Genomic DNA, 16519 nt, shown 5'->3' on the forward strand with positions numbered 1-16519 from the left:
CGCGAGTTGTTCGTCAACTGCCGAACGGCTGGTCATCTATGGACGTCACTCGAAATCGAAGTCCATGGATCCCCGCATGCGCGGGGGGTGACGAATGCGTTGGGGCGCCTTGCCGAGCCTTGAAAAGCGCGTGCTTGCACGCTGTTCCAAATCCCGAATCCCGATCACCAATCCCCGCCCTCAAACATCCCCACCCGCCGTCCAGCCCTCGCCCGTGCCGCGATGGAAGACGCGGTCCTCATCACGCACCGTGCCGGCGCCCACCGTGTCCTGCGTCGCCAGGCGTGCGTAGATCGGGGTGAAGTCCGGCCGGGTCGCGTCCATCAGCTGCTCGAAGCTGTCGATGACGAAATAGGTTTTCTGGTAGGTGTCGATGCGGTAGCGCGTGCGCATGATGCGCTCGAGATCGAAGCCGATGCGGTTGGGGGCGTCGGACTCCAGCGAGTAGATCGACTCGCCCTTCGACGACACGATGCCGGCGCCGAAGATGCGCAGGCCGCCGGCCTGCCGGATCAGGCCGAACTCCACCGTGTACCAGTACAGCCGCGTCAGGTTCTGCAGCGCGTCCGGACCGATGCCGTGGGCTTTGACGCCGCCCTTGCCATAGGCCTCCATGTAATCGGCGAAGACCGGATTCATCAGCAGCGGCACGTGGCCGAACAGGTCGTGGAACAGGTCGGGTTCTTCGATGTAGTCGATCTGGTCCGGCCGGCGGATCCACCACGTCACCGGAAACCGGCGATTGGCGAGGTGGTCGAAGAAGTCGAGTTCCGGCAGCAGGCCCTCGACGCCCATCAGCGTCCAGCCGGTCGCGGTCTCGAGGACTTCGTTGAGTTCGGAGAATTTCGGAATCGCCTCGGGGGTCATGCCCATCGCGTCCTGGGCCTGCAGGAACTCGTCGCAGGCGCGGCCGACCAGCAGTTCGCGCTGGCGCGCGTACAGCGTGGCCCAGGTCGCATGGTCGTCGGCGCTGTAGGTGTCCCAGGGCTGCTCGACGATGCCGGTGGCGTAGACCGGCACCTTGCCCTTCTCGGTGTGCAGGTTCTCGACGCGGCGCGGGGCGTTCGACGGCTGGGCGGACATGGCGACTCCATGGGCGTGGCGTGTCCACCGACGATACCGCCGATCGCCTGCAACAGGCTTGCGTCATTGCGCGCCAAGCTGCGGAGCGCGCAATAATCGTGCGCACGATGCCGATTCAGGACAATATCCATGTCTTCCGCCCCACTCGACCGCACCGACCTGCTGTTGCTGGCCGAGCTCCAGCGCAACGGCCGGCTGACCAACACCGATCTCGCCGAGCGCGTTCACCTCTCACCATCCGCGTGTCTGCGCCGCGTGCAGCGGCTGGAACGCGACGGCGTGATCGCCGGCTACCGCGCCGACGTCAGCGCCGAGCGACTCGGGTTGGGCCTGCAGGCCTTCGTGCGCGTGCAGCTCAAGCACCACGACAGCGCGGCGGTGGCGGGCTTCGCCGACCTGGTCAACGGCTGGGACGAGGTGATCGCCTGCCATGCGCTGACCGGCGACATGGATTACCTGCTGCAGATCGCCGTGCGCGACCTGGAACACTTCTCCGGCTTCCTGCTCGACCGTCTGCTCAACCAGCCCGCGGTCGACGACGTGAATTCCAGTTTCGTGCTGCGCACGGTCAAGGCCTGGCGCGGGCTGCCGCTGCCTGCCTGACCCGCACCTCCCTGGTGCGTCTTCGCTGCGATGAACCAATGTGGTGCGAATTATGGGACCCGGGCGCACGCGCACCATCGCAAGTCACTGATTCCAAAGGGATCGCAGGTTGGCACGGCCGTTGCGTAACCAGGGTCACACTTCAACGCAAGGTGATGGTTCCCCGATGTCCACCGACAATCTCGACAAGCTGATCAAGGACCATAAGATCGAGTTCATCGATCTGCGTTTCACCGACATGCGCGGCGTGCAGCATCACGTCACGTTCCCGCAGTCGATCGTCGAACCGGGCCTGTTCGAGGACGGCAAGATGTTCGACGGCTCGTCGATCAGCGGCTGGAAGGGCATCCACAACTCGGACATGGTCCTGCTGCCGGACGCGTCCACGGCGTTCGTCGATCCGTTCACCGCCGATCCGACGCTGGTGATCACCTGCGACATCCTCGATCCGACCACGATGCAGTCCTACGAGCGCGATCCGCGCGGCATCGCGAAGAAGGCCGAGGCCTTCCTCAAGTCCAGCGGCATCGCCGACCAGGCGTTCTTCGGGCCGGAGCCCGAATTCTTCATTTTCGACTCGGTGCGCTACGGCAACGAGATGGGCCACACCTTCTTCCACATCGATTCGGAAGAGGCGCATTGGAACTCGGCCAAGGAATACGAGGGCGGCAACAGCGGCTACCGTCCCGGCATCAAGGGTGGGTATTTCCCGGTCGCGCCGCTCGATTCGCTGCACGACATCCGCGCCGAGATGTGCAAGACGCTGGCCCAGGTCGGCATCGAGGTCGAGGTGCACCACCACGAGGTGGCGAACGCGGGCCAGTGCGAGATCGGCACCCGCTTCAACTCGCTGATCGCCAAGTCCGACGAACTGCAGACGCTGAAGTACATCGTCAAGAACGTCGCCTTCCGCAACGGCAAGACCGCGACCTTCATGCCCAAGCCGATCGTCGGCGACAACGGCAGCGGCATGCACGTGCACCAGTCGCTGGCCAAGGGCGGCACCAACCTGTTCACCGGTGACGGCTACGGCGGCCTGTCGCAGACCGCGCTGTGGTACATCGGCGGCGTGTTCAAGCACGCGCGCGCGATCAACGCGTTCTCCAACGCCTCGACCAATTCCTACAAGCGCCTGGTGCCGGGCTTCGAAGCACCGGTGATGCTGGCCTACTCGGCGTCGAACCGTTCGGCCTCGTGCCGCATCCCGTATGTCGCCAACCCGAAGGCGCGCCGCATCGAGATGCGTTTCCCCGATCCGATGCAGTCGGGCTATCTGACCTTCGCCGCGCTGATGATGGCGGGTCTGGACGGCATCAAGAACCAGATCGATCCGGGCGGCCCGAGCGACAAGGATCTCTACGACCTGCCGCCCGAGGAAGAGAAGAACTTCCCGACCGTGTGCCATTCGCTCGACCAGGCGCTCGACGCGCTCGACAAGGACCGCGAGTTCCTCAAGGCCGGCGGCGTGTTCACCGACGACTTCATCGACGCCTACATCGCGTTGAAGATGAAGGAAGTCACCGCGTTCCGCGGCGCCACGCATCCGCTCGAGTACCAGATGTACTACGCGATCTGATCGATCGACGGCACCGGTGATCCCGGTGCCGTTCCGTGTCATCGCCGCGGCGACGCCTCCCTCCCCCACGGTCGGTTGCGTCGCCGACGGCACCCGCAGCACGCAGCACCGTGTGCACGGAAGGCGCGGCCACAGGCACCCCAGAGTGCCGGCCGCACGACGGTCAGGGGGACCGTCCGGCGCGGAGCGCCATGTCGTACGCAATGACCGGGGAGGGCTTTCCTTTCATACGAGGAGCCTGTCATGTCGTCACGTCTCACCATCGCATCGGGCCTGCTCGCGCTCGGCCTGCTGTCCGCGTCCGCCTTACACGCCGAAACATCCGGCACGCTCACGCTGACCAGCGACTATCTGTTCCGCGGCATCACCCAGACCAACGAGAAGCCAGCCCTGCAGGGCGGCATCGAGTGGGCGCACGACAGCGGCTTTTACGCCGGCGCCTGGGGCAGCAGCATCAGCTGGCTGTCGGATTCCGATCCCGACATCTCCAGCCAGGTCGAACTCGACGGCTATCTCGGCGTCCGCGGCGACTTCGGCGACAGCGGTGTCGGCTGGGACGTCGGCGCCGTGCACTACTGGTATCCGGGCCGCTATCCGGCCGGCTTCAACAAGGCCGACACCACCGAGCTCTACGCAGGCCTGAGCTGGCGCGTCCTCGGCGCGAAGTACTCCTACGCGGTCACCGATCTGTTCGGCATCCCGGACTCCGACGGCAGCAGCAATCTGGACGTCACCGTGGGGTGGGAGTTCGCGCCCGGCTGGAGCTTCAACGGGGCCGTGGGCAAGCAGTGGGTGGCCGGCACCGCCGGCACCGCGACGTATGCGTTCTGGTCGGCCGGGGTGAGCAAGGCGTTCGACAACGGCGTCGATCTGGCCCTCGCGTTCAACGACAACGACCTGATCGGCCCCGACGAGACCATCACCTTCGCGATCAACAAGTCGTTCTGACCGCGTGATCCACCACAGGAGAGCTGCATGAAACTGATCATCGCGATCATCCGGCCGTTCAAGCTCGACGAGGTGCGCGAAGCACTCGGCGCAGCCGGCGTGTCCGGACTGACGGTCACCGAAGTCAAGGGCTTCGGTCGCCAGAAGGGCCACACCGAGCTGTACCGCGGTGCGGAATACGTCGTCGATTTCCTGCCCAAGATCAAGATCGAATGCGCGGTCAGCGACGACACGTTCGAGGCCGCACTCGATGCGATCACGCGCGCGGCCGGCACCGGCAAGGTCGGCGACGGCAAGGTCTTCGTCGTCGCGCTGGAGCAGGTCCTGCGCATCCGTACCGGCGAAATCGGCGCCGACGCGCTCTAACCCCACGGAGATTCCCATGATCACGAACACGACCCGCGGGTGGGCGACCCGGATGCAGACGGTGTGCCTGTCGCTGCTGTGTGCCTTCGCCCTGCTCGCCCTGAGCGGCCATGCCCTGGCCCAGGATCCTCCGACCGCGACGCCGGCCGTGCCCGTGGCCGCGACCGGCGATGCGCTGGTCGAGGCCGACGTGGCGACCGAGGCGCCCGCATTCGACAGCGGCAACGTCGCGTGGATGCTGACCTCCACCCTGCTGGTGCTGCTGATGGTGGTGCCGGGCCTGGCGCTGTTCTACGGCGGCATGGTGCGCGCCAAGAACGTGCTGTCGGTGCTGATGCAGGTGCTGGTGGTGTATTCGATGGTGATCGTGCTGTGGGTGGCCTACGGCTACAGCGCGGCCTTCACCGAAGGCAATGCGTTCTTCGGCTCGTTCACCGAAAAGGCCTTCCTGCGCGGCATCACTGCCGACACCGATGCCGACGGCCTGCCGGAATTCCTGTTCGTGATCTTCCAGGCCACGTTCGCCGGCATCACCACCGCACTGATCGTCGGCTCGTTCGCCGAGCGCATCAAGTTCTCGGCCGTGCTGCTGTTCTCCCTGCTGTGGGTGACCTTCGCGTATCTGCCGATGGTGCACATGGTGTGGAGCGGCGACGGCGGCTTTCTCGCGCATCGCGGCGTGATCGATTTCGCCGGCGGCACCGTGGTGCACATCAACGCCGGTGTGGCCGGCCTGGTGGGCGCGTACTTCATCGGCAAGCGCCTCGGCTACGGGCGCGAAGCGATCAAGCCGCACAGCGTGCCCTTCACGTTCGTCGGCGCGTCGCTGCTGTGGGTGGGCTGGTTCGGCTTCAACGCCGGCTCGGCGCTGGCCGCCGATGCCAGTGCGTCGCTGGCGATGATCAACACCATGGTCGCCACCGCGGCCGGCGTGCTGGCCTGGGCGATCGTCGAGGCATTCACCAAGGGACATCCTTCGGCACTGGGCGCCGCGTCCGGCGCGATCGCCGGGCTGGTCGGCATCACGCCGGCGGCCGGCACGGTGGGCCCGATGGGCGCGCTGGCGATCGGCCTGGTGGCCGGCGCGCTGTGCGTCTGGGGGGTGACCGGCCTCAAGCGCCTGCTGCGCGCCGACGACAGCCTGGACGTGTTCGGTGTGCACGGCATCGGCGGCATCGTCGGCGCCCTGCTGACCGGCGTCTTCAGTGCGCAGTCGCTCGGCGGTACCGAAGCCGACCTCGCGATCGGATCCCAGGTCTGGGTGCAGCTGATCAGCGTGGTGTTCACCATCGTCTGGTGCGCCGTGGTGACCGCGGTGGTGATGCTGATCGTCAAGGCCGTGACCGGCCTGCGCGTGACCGAGGACGAAGAGCGCGACGGGCTCGACATCGTGTCGCACGGCGAATCGGCCTACGAGAAGTGAGGGCCTGAGGCAGGCACTGCGCGGGCGGCGGCGCGTCTTCGCCGCCCGCCTGCAGTGCGCAGATTTCTAACGCTTGCGCCGGCGTCGCGGCCCGTGTGCAATCGCGCGATGTTACGACCCCTCTTACCGATACTCGCGGCCCTGCTGCTGTCCGCCTGCGCCCATCACCAGGCGCCGCGGAATCCGCTGGCCACGTGGGTGCCGTCGCCGAACCATGACGCGCGTCGCCCGGTGCTGGTGGTGCTGCACTACACCGAGCAGGAGTCGGTGCAGCGCAGCCTCGACACGCTGCGCACCGCCAACAGTGGCGGCCGTGTCAGCGCGCACTACCTCATCGGCCAGGACGGCACGCGCTACCAGCTCGTGTCCGACCACGACCGCGCCTGGCATGCCGGTGCCGGCAGCTGGGGTGCGATCTCGGACGTCAATTCGGCGTCGATCGGGATCGAACTCGACAACGACGGACGCGCGCCGTTCCCGGAGCCACTGATCGGGAGCCTGCTGGTCCTGCTCGAGGATCTGAAGACACGCTGGCGGATACCGGCCGCGAACTTCATCGGCCACGCCGACATGGCGCCCGGCCGGAAGATCGATCCCGGCGTGCACTTTCCGTGGCGCCGGCTCGCCGAGCACGGCTACGGCCTCTGGCCGCAGGGCGGCACGCCGCCCGCGCCGGCCGGGTTCGACGCGATGCAGGCGCTGCGCGCGATCGGCTATCCGGTCGACGACATGGACGCGACCACGCGCGCGTTCCGCCTGCGCTTCCGGGCCCGGGACGACGGCGGCGCGCTCGACGACGAGGACCGGCGCATCCTCCACGCGCTGCAGCGCGGCTGGACGATCACGCCGCGCGAGCCGGTGCGCGCCCGATGACCGCGATGGACCAGGCGCGCGCGCTGTTCTTCGACGGCCTGGCGCATCACGAACGGCACCGCTTCGCCGCAGCGGAAGCCCGCTATCGCGAGGCGCTGGCGCTGATGCCGGACCGCGTGTCGGTGCTGGTCAATCTCAGCGCGGTGCTCATCGCGCAGTCGAAATTCGACGAGGCCGCGGCGCTGTGCAGGCGGGTGCTGGTCATCGAGCCGGGCAATACGGACTGTCGCGCGCATCTCGACGCCTGCCGGCATGCGGGCGGCACCACACGGCAGCGCTGGCTGCAGCTGGAGCAGGCCGTGGCCGCGCACCCGGACGACGCCGGCGCACACGACCGGCTGGGCAATGCGTGGCTCGACAACGACGAGCCACGGCGTGCGCTCGACTGCTTCGAGACGGCGCTGCGTCTGGCGCCGGGCGACATTTCGGCGAGCATCCACCGTGCCCAGGCCCTGCGGGCACTGGGGCGTCCCGATGACGCGCTGCGCGCCTACCTCGACTGTCTGGCGGGCAGCCCGGGCTCGCTGCTCGTCGCCCAGGCGGCGCTCATCGTGCTGGTGGAGCACGGGCACGCGATGGCCTGGGCGCTGCACGATCCGCGGGTCGTCCGCCTCCTCATCGAAGGGCTCGGCACGCCGCTGTTGCCGCCGCAATCGCTCGCCCCGTTGGCGATGGCGAAGGTGGCGCTGGACCTGCCGCGCGCCGATGCGCCCGCGGCCACGCTGGAGGTGCTGGCGGACATGCCGCTGCTGATGCGGGTGCTGGTGCATGCGCGGATCACCGCGCCGGCGCTCGAACGCCTGCTCACCGACACCCGGCGCCGGCTGCTGGCGCAGCTGACGGCGGTCGACAGCGTCGCGGCGCTGGAACCGGTCGTGCGCCTCGCGGTCGCGATCGCCACGCAGTGCTGGCGCAACGAGTACTGCTGGGCACAGACGGAGGCGGAGACCGAGCAGGTCCACACCCTGGCCGCCCGGCTCCAGAGCGGGCATGAATCACCGTTCGAGGTGCTCGCGTTCGCGATGTACGCGCCGGTCGACCGCGTCCTTTCCGACGATGTCGGGCTGCGCAGTTCGGCCTGGCCCGACGCGATCACCCGGCTGGTGACGCAACAGCTCGTCCTGCGCCAGCAGGCGCGGGCGGCATCGGTCGAGGTGCCGTCGCTCACCGGCGGCGAGCACACCGCGTCCGGCACGGCGCCGGATGACGACGCCCGCGAGCCGCTGCCACGCTGGACGGCCGTGCCGGCGCAGTCCGCCCGTATCCCGCTGCCGCACTTCGCGCGTCAGGTCATCGCCGGCGCACCGGTGATCGAGCTCGCGCCGGCGCCGGACGGCGTCCGCACGCTGCACGCCGCGTGCGGCACCGGCCAGCACGCGATCGAGATGGCGCTGCGCATCGACGGCCTGCATCTGCTCGCCGTCGACGAGAGCCGGGCCTGCCTGGGCTACGCGATGGCACTGGCCCGGCGTCACGCCGCGGCCGGCATCGCGTTCGCGCAGGCCGGTCCCGCGCAGCTGCACGCGTCGGGACGGCGTTTCGATTTCATCGACGCCTCGCGCCTGTTCCTCCAGCAGCAGGGAACATCCGACGCAGCCGTCGCGGCGCTGGTGGCCTGCCTGGCGCCGCGTGGTCTGCTGCGGCTCGCATTCGACACCCGGCGCGGCCGTCGCGGCATCCAGCCGTGCCGCGACTGGGTCCGGACCCTCGGCGCGACGCCGACGCCGGACGCGATCCGCGCGCTGCGCGAGGCCGTTCTCGCGCTGCCCGACGACGATCCGCGACGCGAGCCCGTGCGCTTCGACGCGTTCTACGCCACCAGCGAATGCCGTGATCTGCTGTTGCCCGCGGCGGAGGCCACACCCTGCGACCCGGTCGAGATCCCCGCGTTGCTCGCGCGCCACGGCATGCGACCGCTCGGCCTGGAGGCGCCGCAGGCCGTGCAGCAGGCCTTCACCCGCAGGATGCCAGGGGCCCGCCTCGACGATTTCGCCGCGTGGGACCGGTTCGAGGACGCACACCCGCGTACGTTCGAGCGCACGCTCATCGTCTGGGCGCAGATGCCCGGCTGACCGGCGCCGAGCCGGCATGCGACCGCCTGTGGTGATGCACGGGCGCGCTGATCGCCCGTCAGGGGCCCCGCAACGTGAACTGCCGCGCCTGACCGGCTTCGGCATGCGGGGCGATCCACATGTCGAACAGCCCGGGCTCGGCGGCGAACACGCCGCTGCGCGTGGTGAAGGCCAGCTGTTCGCGGCGCAGGGTGAACGACACCGTGCTGTGCTCGCCAGGCGCCAACGCGACCTTGCGGAACGCCTTGAGCTCGCGGATCGGGCGCACGCGGCTGGCGACGCGGTCGTGGATGTAGAGCTGCACGACTTCCTCGCCGAAGCGCGTCCCGTCGTTGCGCAGTGTCGCGCTCACCGTCAGCGTGCCGTCCCAGTCGAGCGTCTCGCTCGAAAGTTCGACATCGCCGTAGACGAAGCGCGTGTACGACAGCCCGTGGCCGAACGGATACAACGGACTGTGCGGCATCTCGCGCCAGCGGCTCTTGAACTCGCTCATGTCCGGCAGTTCGGGGCGGCCGGTGCGCTGGCGGTTGTAGTACAACGGCTGCTGGCCCGAATCGCGTGGAAAGCTCACCGGCAGGCGCGCCGACGGGTTGTAGTCGCCGAACAGCACGTCGGCGATCGCCGGGCCGGTGGCGGTGCCGAGGAACCACGTCGCGAGGATGGCCTGCGCATCGCGCACCGCGCCCTGCAGCGCGAGCGCGCGGCCGTGACGCAGCAGCACGACGACCGGCGTGCCGGTCGCGGCTACGGCCTCGGCCAGCGCCTGCTGCGCGGCCGGGACCACGATCTGCGTGCGCGACTGCGCCTCGCCACTGAAGCCCTGCGGCTCGCCGATCGCCAGCAGCACGACATCCGCATTGCGCGCGGCTTCGACCGCGGCCTCGAGGCCGCCGTCGATCGCGTCTTCCATGCCGCTGCCGTCGACGACGGTCAGCGCTTCGCTATCCTCGAGCGCGGCGCGCAGGCCGTCCTCGACGTTGACGTGCAGACGCTTGTCGCCGAACAGCGTCCAGCAGCCTTCGATGTTGTCGCGATCGCGCGCATAAGGGCCGATCAGTGCGATCTTCTGGCCGGATTTCTTCAGCGGCAGCAGTTCGCCGTCGTTCTTCAGCAGCACGATCGAGCGGCGCGCCGCATCGCGCGCGAGTTCGCCGTGCAGCGCCTCGGGATCGAGCGCGGCTTCGGCCTCCGGATCGAGCGAGCGGTAGGGGTTGTCGAACAGGCCGATCGCCTGCTTGACCGCGAACACGCGGCGCACGCCCTGGTCGATCACGTCCATCGGCACCTCGCCGCTGGCGACGAGGTCGGGCAGGTGCGCGGCGTAGAGACCGCTCTGCATGCTCATGTCGACGCCGGCGGTGAACGACAGCTTCGTCGCCTCGCGGTCGTCGCCCGCGAAGCCGTGCGCGACGAGTTCGAAATCGGCCGTGTAGTCCGACACCACGAAGCCCTGGAAGCCCCATTCGCCGCGCAGCAGATCGGTCAACAGCCCGTCGTGCGCGGAGGCCGGTACGCCGTTGATGTCGTTGAAGGCACTCATCACCGTCAGCGCGCCGGCATCGAGCGCGGCCTTGAACGGCGGCAGGTGCACGTCGCGCAGCGTGCCTTCGGCGATCTCGACGCTGTTGTAGTCCAGCCCGCCCATGACCGCGCCGTAGCCGACGAAGTGCTTGGGTGTGGCCAGCATGGAATCGCCCGCGGTGAGATCGGGGCCCTGGAAGCCGCGCACGCGCGCGGCCGCGAACGCATTGCCCAGCACCACGTCCTCGCCGGCGGCTTCCGCCACCCGGCCCCAGCGCTGGTCACGGGCGATGTCGAGCGTCGGCGCGAACGTCCAGTGCAGGCCGCAGGCGGTCGCCTCGATCGCCGCGGCGCGTGCGGTGCGCTCGGCCAGTGCAGGCTCGAAGCTCGCCGCTTCGCCCAGCGGAATCGGAAACACCGTGCGCATGCCGTGGATCACATCGGCCCCCATCAGCAACGGGATGCCGAGCCGGCTCTCCTCGACCGCGATGCGCTGCGATTCGCGGCCCTGCCGCGCCCCCACGCCATTGAACACCGCGCCGACGCGCCCGGCGCGGATGCGCTCGCGCAGCTCGCCGGCGTTCAACTCGTTCATCTCGGGATTCACGTCGGCCGCGAACGGACGCAGCATGTCGGCGAAGATGCCGAGCTGGCCGATCTTCTCCTCGAGCGTCATCTGCGCGAGCAACGCTTCGAGGTGGTCGTCAAGGCGCATCACCGCTCCGGTGTAACCGATTACAGCCGGCGATTATAGGGCGCAGCGCTGCGGTCCGGGCTAGGGCCGGCCCGGATGGACAGTCGACGTTCCTCCTCCCGGCGACCTGCACGCACGCCGCTGGAGCGGCGTGGTCGATCCCGGCGCGGACGCGGCTCAGTCCTCGCGCGGGCGTGCGGGCACGAACGGCGACACGGGATCGCTCGCGGGAAACGTTTCTTCCAGCGCCTCGTCGTGCACGGCTTCTTCGTGCCGTTCCTTGTGGCCGTGATGGTCACGGGCATCCTCGGGCGCGGTGGCGGGGGGCGTGTCGGCAGCGGTCGGATCGCGGGTCGGGTTCATGGTGTCGGGTGCCTGGGTCATGCCGCGAGCATCCCGCGCCGGGGCGCGTGCAGACGTGAACGTCAGTGCGGGCGCGCGCTTGACGCGGGAACGACGTGCGCGGTGCAAGCCTCGGGCTCCGGTCGACACCAGGGCATCGCGCCGCGAGCACCTGCCATCGCCGCGCAACGGAGGTCACCATGGCACGTCCCATCTGGTCCGGCTCGCTGTCGTTCGGTCTGCTGAACATTCCGGTCTCGCTGATGTCGGGCGAGCGTCGCACCGACATCAGCTTCCGCATGCTCGACTCGCGCGACAAGAAGCCGATCCGCTTCGAACGCGTCAATGCCGAGACCGGTGAAGAGGTGCCGTGGAAGGACATCGTCAAGGCCTTCGAGTACGACAAGGGCAGCTATGTCGTCATCGAGAAGGAGGACATCGCCTCGGCCGCGCCCGAATCGCATGAATCGGTGGACGTGGAGGCCTTCGTCGATGCGGGCAGCATCGGCACCCGGTTCTACGAGAAGCCCTACATCCTGGTGCCCGGCAAGAAGGCCGAGAAAGGCTACGTGCTGCTGCGCGAAACGCTGAAGAAGACCGGCAAGATCGGCATCGCACGCGTGGTGATCCGGACCCGGGAATATCTGTGCGCGGTGATGCCCGAGGACGACGCGCTGGTGCTGATCCTGCTGCGCTATCCGCAGGAACTGGTGGACCCGGCCGACTACGCCCTGCCCACGGGCGCGACCTCGAGCTACCGCATCGCCGACAAGGAATTCCAGATGGCGACCCAGCTGATCGAGTCGATGTCGGCCGACTGGACGCCCGATGCCTACCACGACGAGTTCCGTCAGCGCCTGTCGGAGATCATCAAGACCCGCATCAAGGCCAAGGGCGGCAAGGCCAAGGTGCCCGACACGCCCGCGCACCGCGAGGACGCGGCGACCAACGTCGTCGATTTCGTCGCACTGCTGCAGAAGAGCCTCCAGGACAACACGCGTACGCCGGCGGCCGCCAAGCGCCCGGCGAAGAAGGCGGCGAACAGGACGGCGAAGAAAACGGCCACGAAGAAGGCCGCGAAGAAGACGCCAGCCAAGAAGGCCGCGAAGAAGGCGACCAAGGCATCGCGCCGGAAGACCACCGAGACCTTGCGCAAGGCCTCCTGACCCATGTCCCTCACCGAGTACCGCCGCAAGCGCCGGTTCGACACCACCCGCGAGCCGGAGCCGGGCAAGCCCGCGCCGCGTGGGCGGCGCGCGATCTTCGTCGTGCAGCTGCATCACGCCAGCCGGCGGCATTACGACTTCCGTCTGCAGGTCGGCGACGCGCTCAGGAGCTGGGCCGTGCCGAAAGGGCCCAGCTACGATCCGGACGTCAAGCGCATGGCGGTCGAGGTCGAAGACCATCCGCTCGACTACGCCGAGTTCGAGGGCGAGATTCCCAAGGGCCAGTACGGCGGCGGCCACGTCGCGCAGTTCGATACCGGCGTCTGGGCCGCGGAGGGCGATGCCGAGGCCGGTCTCGCCAAGGGCCATCTGCGCTTCGAACTCTTCGGCCGCAAGCTCAAGGGCCGCTGGCATCTGGTGCGGTCGGGCAAACCCGCCCGGCAGCCGCAGTGGCTGCTGTTCAAGGATCGCGACGCGTACGCCGGCACGCTGGAAGCCGACGATCTGCTCGCCGATGTCCCGGCGCCCCCGGCCGAGGATGCCAAGCGCGCCGGGACCGGGAAGACACGCAAGCGGCGGAAGACCGACGTCACGGCGCCGACGCAGCGCGCACACGACTGGGCCGCCGAGGCGCGCACGCTTCCCGGCGCGCAGCGCGCGCCGGCCCCGACCGGGGCGTTCGAGCCGCAACTCGCCAAGCTCGGCACGTCCGCGCCCGTCGGTGACGCCTGGCTGCACGAGCTCAAGTGGGACGGCTACCGGCTGCTGGCCACGGTGTCGCGCGGCACGGTGCAGCTGTGGTCGCGCAACGCGCTGGAGTGGACCGGCAAGGTGCCGGAAATCACCGAGGCCATCGCGAGACTCGGCCTGAAATCGGCGGCACTGGACGGCGAACTGATCGCCGGCCGCGGCCGCCGCGAGGATTTCAATCTCCTCCAGGGCACGTTGTCGGGCGAGCGCCAGGGCGCGCTGGCGCTGGTGCTGTTCGATCTGTTGCACGTCGACGGCGTCGACATCAGCGCCGCGCCGCTGCTGGCGCGCAAGGCGCTGCTGCAGCGCATTCTCGGAGAAACACCGCCGGCGCATCTCGCCTTCAGCACGCACATCGAGGGCAACGCCGACACCGCGATCGAACTCGCCGCGGACTCCGGGTTCGAGGGCATCATTTCCAAGCGCGCCGATCGCGGGTACCGCCCGGGACGCGGCGACGACTGGCGCAAGACCAAGGAGCTGGCCAGCGACGAATATGCGGTCGTCGGCTACACACCGCCCAAGGGCAGCCGCAGCGGCTTCGGCGCCCTGCTCCTGGCACAGCCCGATGCCGAACACGGGTGGCGCTATTGCGGGCGTGTGGGTTCGGGCTTCAGCGACGCGCTGCTCGACACGCTCACTGCGCAGATCGGTCGCGCGGGCCGCAACGAGCCCACGGTCCATGTTCCGCCGAACGACACCGATCTGCGGGCGGCCCGCTGGTTCGCGCCGCGGTTCGTGGTCGAAGTGTTCTCGCGCGGCACCGGTGGCCACGGCCTGTTGCGTCAGCCCTCGCTGAAGGCCGTGCGTCCGGACAAATCGGTGGACGACCTCGACGACAGTGACCGCGACGGAGCGAACATGGACAGACCGGATGCAGGCAAGCGCCGGGCGTCGAAGTCGCCGGCCCCCTCGGCCGGACGCGCGGCCGGCAAGAAGACGTCCGCGAAGCCGCGGCCCGATGACGATCGCGCCCTGCCCACGCTGTCGAGTCCGGACAAGGTGCTGTTCCCCGGCGACACGCTGACCAAACGCGACGTCGCCGACTACTACGCGGCTGCCATGCCCTGGTTGCTGCCCGAAATCGTCGGACGTCCGCTGTCGGTCATCCGCTGCCCGAGCGGGATCAAAGGTGCCTGCTTCTTCCAGAAGCACCACACAGCGGGCATGCGTCTGGTCGAGACGGTGCGGCTGAAGGACGAAGCGGGCGCCAGCGATTACCTGGTCGCCAACGATGCCGCAGCCGTGCTGGAACTGGTGCAGTTCAACGCCCTGGAGTTCCATCCCTGGGGCGCGCACGCCGAGGCCCCCGACACCGCGGACCGGATCGTGTTCGACCTCGATCCGGGTGAAGGCGTGCCGTGGCCGGAGGTCGTCGCGGCCGCGCGTCAGGTGCGCGCGCTGTTGAAGCAGGTCGGCCTGGAGTCCTTCGTACGTACGACCGGCGGCAAGGGCCTGCACGTCGTGGTGCCCCTGAATCCGGGCACGGGCTGGGACGTGGTCAAGCCGTTCGCGCACGCCTTCGCCCAGGGCATGACCGAACTCGATCCCCTGAAGTACGTGGCCACCGCCACCAAGAAGTTCCGCAAGCAGAAGATCTTCGTCGACTACCTGCGCAACGGTCGCGGCGCGACCGCGGTCGCCTCGTTCTCGCTGCGCGCGCGCGCCGGCGCGCCGGTGTCGATGCCGCTGCGCTGGGACGAGCTGGGCAGGTTGAAGTCGGGCGACGCGTGGACACTGCGCAACGCACCGGCCCGGCTCAAACGGCTCAAGGCCCATCCCTGGGGCGACTACACGACGTTGCGGCAATCGCTCGAGGACATCATCGACTAGCGCTGCCCACGACGCGCGTGCCGCGGAACGCAGTGCGTGGGGCGCGCGTCATCGGCATTGGAGTTGCACCCCGCGGCCTGCGCCGCTCGCGACATGCGCGCGGCGCGGATCGCGATGCGGTGCCCGATCACGGGCGCTACACTCGGCCACTCGTTGAACCGTCGTATTGCCCATGCATGGATCGCCCGGCGCGTCACTCCTCCATCCTCGCGTTCTGGAATCGGCCGACCGCCTCGGCGCCGAGTTCACCAGGGCCGAGCCGTTTCCGCATCTGGTCATCGACGACTTCTTCGCACCCGGGGTAGCCGAGCGTCTGCTCGCGGAATTTCCCCGGTTCGAAGAGGGCAACTTCGTCGGCGACGACGGCCAGCCTGGCGGCAAGTCCACGTCCGACCAGGTGCGCCGGCTGGGCGCGGCCTACCGCGCACTCGACGACGCGGTCCAGAGTCCGGCGTTTCTGCAGACGCTGTCACGCCTGACCGGCATCGACGGGCTGCTCTACGACCCCTGGTACCTCGGCGGCGGCACGCACGAGAACCGGAACGGCATGAGCCTCGACCCGCATGTGGATTTCAACTTCCACCCCAGCGAACGCTGGCACCGCCGCCTGAATCTCATCGTCTATCTCAACCCGGCGTGGGAGGCGGCGTGGGGCGGCTGTTTCGAACTGTTCCGCGACCCGCATGCCTCGCCCCGTCCGGATGTCAGCATCGTGCCGGTGTTCAACCGCTGCGCCCTGTTCGAAACCTCCGAGCGCTCGTGGCACGGCTTCGACACGATCCGACTGCCGCCCGGGCAGGAAGACCTGAGCCGGCGCTCGATCGCGCTGTACTTCTATACGAAGGAGCGCCCGGTCGAGGAGATCGCCGAGCGCCACACCACGTACTACGTCAACCGTCAGCTGCCGGAGCGATTCACCGAGGGCCGCGTTCTCGACGCCGGCGACGTCGACGAGCTGCGGGGCCTCATCGCCCAGCGCGATGCGCACATCCGCATGCTGTATGCGGAAAACACCGCGCTGCGCAAGGCGCAGGACAGCGGCATCGGCGGGCACATCCTGTACCTCGCCAAGCGCGCCTACGTCCGGTTCCGGCGTTGAGGCCGTCCGACGCTGTTTGATCGCACGCCGGTCGGTACCGCGGCGCGTGATCCAGGGTGCTGTCGGCCTCGATGCTCCCGAGCGAGGAAGCACGTGTCGTCGACTCCGCCCGTGGCCACCGTCGTCTTGACCGGGTGACAGCGTATCCGCCCATCCCCGAATCCGCCGCG

Annotated in this window: 13 protein-coding genes; 10 read left to right on the plus strand and 3 right to left on the minus strand. The window is 68.8% G+C overall.

The window, feature by feature from the left end; all coding sequences use genetic code 11:
- Positions 1-180: 180 nt before the first annotated feature.
- Complete coding sequence (gene phhA / locus PQS31_RS08690) at positions 181-1083, minus strand: phenylalanine 4-monooxygenase (RefSeq protein ID WP_272762312.1); 903 nt, start codon at positions 1081-1083, stop codon at positions 181-183.
- A 129-nt stretch (positions 1084-1212) separates the two neighbouring features.
- Here phhA and PQS31_RS08695 point away from each other — a divergent pair, with 129 nt between their 5' ends.
- The 7 genes from PQS31_RS08695 to PQS31_RS08725 all read left to right on the plus strand — a co-directional run bounded on the left by PQS31_RS08695 (position 1213) and on the right by PQS31_RS08725 (position 8944).
- On the plus strand, positions 1213-1686 hold the full coding sequence (locus PQS31_RS08695) for an Lrp/AsnC family transcriptional regulator (protein ID WP_272762313.1): 474 nt from the start codon (positions 1213-1215) through the stop codon (positions 1684-1686).
- Positions 1687-1852: 166 nt separating this feature from the next.
- On the plus strand, positions 1853-3262 hold the full coding sequence (gene glnA / locus PQS31_RS08700; protein ID WP_272762314.1) for a type I glutamate--ammonia ligase: 1410 nt from the start codon (positions 1853-1855) through the stop codon (positions 3260-3262).
- Positions 3263-3505: 243 nt separating this feature from the next.
- Entirely contained in the window at positions 3506-4210 is a 705-nt protein-coding gene (locus PQS31_RS08705) for a TorF family putative porin (protein WP_272762315.1), read from the plus strand.
- A 27-nt stretch (positions 4211-4237) separates the two neighbouring features.
- Complete coding sequence (locus PQS31_RS08710; protein WP_272762316.1) at positions 4238-4576, plus strand: P-II family nitrogen regulator; 339 nt, start codon at positions 4238-4240, stop codon at positions 4574-4576.
- Between the two features lie 16 nt (positions 4577-4592).
- The gene (locus PQS31_RS08715; protein ID WP_272762317.1) at positions 4593-5999 is read left to right on the plus strand and encodes an ammonium transporter; all 1407 of its coding nucleotides are present in this window, start codon (positions 4593-4595) and stop codon (positions 5997-5999) included.
- A gap of 108 nt (positions 6000-6107) precedes the next feature.
- Positions 6108-6872 carry an N-acetylmuramoyl-L-alanine amidase gene (locus PQS31_RS08720; protein WP_272762318.1) on the plus strand — a complete coding sequence of 255 codons (765 nt, stop codon included), beginning with the start codon at positions 6108-6110 and terminating at the stop codon, positions 6870-6872.
- Positions 6869-8944: a tetratricopeptide repeat protein gene (locus PQS31_RS08725; RefSeq protein WP_272762319.1), complete on the plus strand. Its 2076-nt coding sequence runs from the start codon at positions 6869-6871 to the stop codon at positions 8942-8944. The genes PQS31_RS08720 and PQS31_RS08725 overlap by 4 nt, the downstream gene beginning before the upstream one ends.
- 58 nt (positions 8945-9002) lie before the next feature.
- Here the strand turns inward: PQS31_RS08725 and PQS31_RS08730 are convergent, their stop codons facing one another.
- Positions 9003-11180, minus strand: coding sequence for a glycoside hydrolase family 3 N-terminal domain-containing protein (locus PQS31_RS08730; protein WP_272762320.1), 2178 nt, complete (start codon positions 11178-11180; stop codon positions 9003-9005).
- Positions 11181-11336: 156 nt separating this feature from the next.
- Entirely contained in the window at positions 11337-11543 is a 207-nt protein-coding gene (locus tag PQS31_RS08735; RefSeq protein ID WP_272762321.1) for a hypothetical protein, read from the minus strand.
- Between the two features lie 158 nt (positions 11544-11701).
- On the opposite strand from PQS31_RS08735, the gene PQS31_RS08740 reads away from it, so the two are divergent.
- The 3 genes from PQS31_RS08740 to PQS31_RS08750 all read left to right on the plus strand — a co-directional run bounded on the left by PQS31_RS08740 (position 11702) and on the right by PQS31_RS08750 (position 16349).
- On the plus strand, positions 11702-12667 hold the full coding sequence (locus PQS31_RS08740; protein ID WP_272762322.1) for a Ku protein: 966 nt from the start codon (positions 11702-11704) through the stop codon (positions 12665-12667).
- Between the two features lie 3 nt (positions 12668-12670).
- Positions 12671-15250, plus strand: coding sequence for a DNA ligase D (gene ligD, locus PQS31_RS08745; RefSeq protein ID WP_272762324.1), 2580 nt, complete (start codon positions 12671-12673; stop codon positions 15248-15250).
- A 172-nt stretch (positions 15251-15422) separates the two neighbouring features.
- Positions 15423-16349, plus strand: a complete 927-nt coding sequence (locus PQS31_RS08750; protein WP_272762325.1) for a 2OG-Fe(II) oxygenase — start codon at positions 15423-15425, stop codon at positions 16347-16349.
- Positions 16350-16519 lie beyond the last annotated feature (170 nt).

It is taken from the genome of Luteimonas sp. BLCC-B24, assembly GCF_028550595.1.
Classification (GTDB): domain Bacteria; phylum Pseudomonadota; class Gammaproteobacteria; order Xanthomonadales; family Xanthomonadaceae; genus Luteimonas.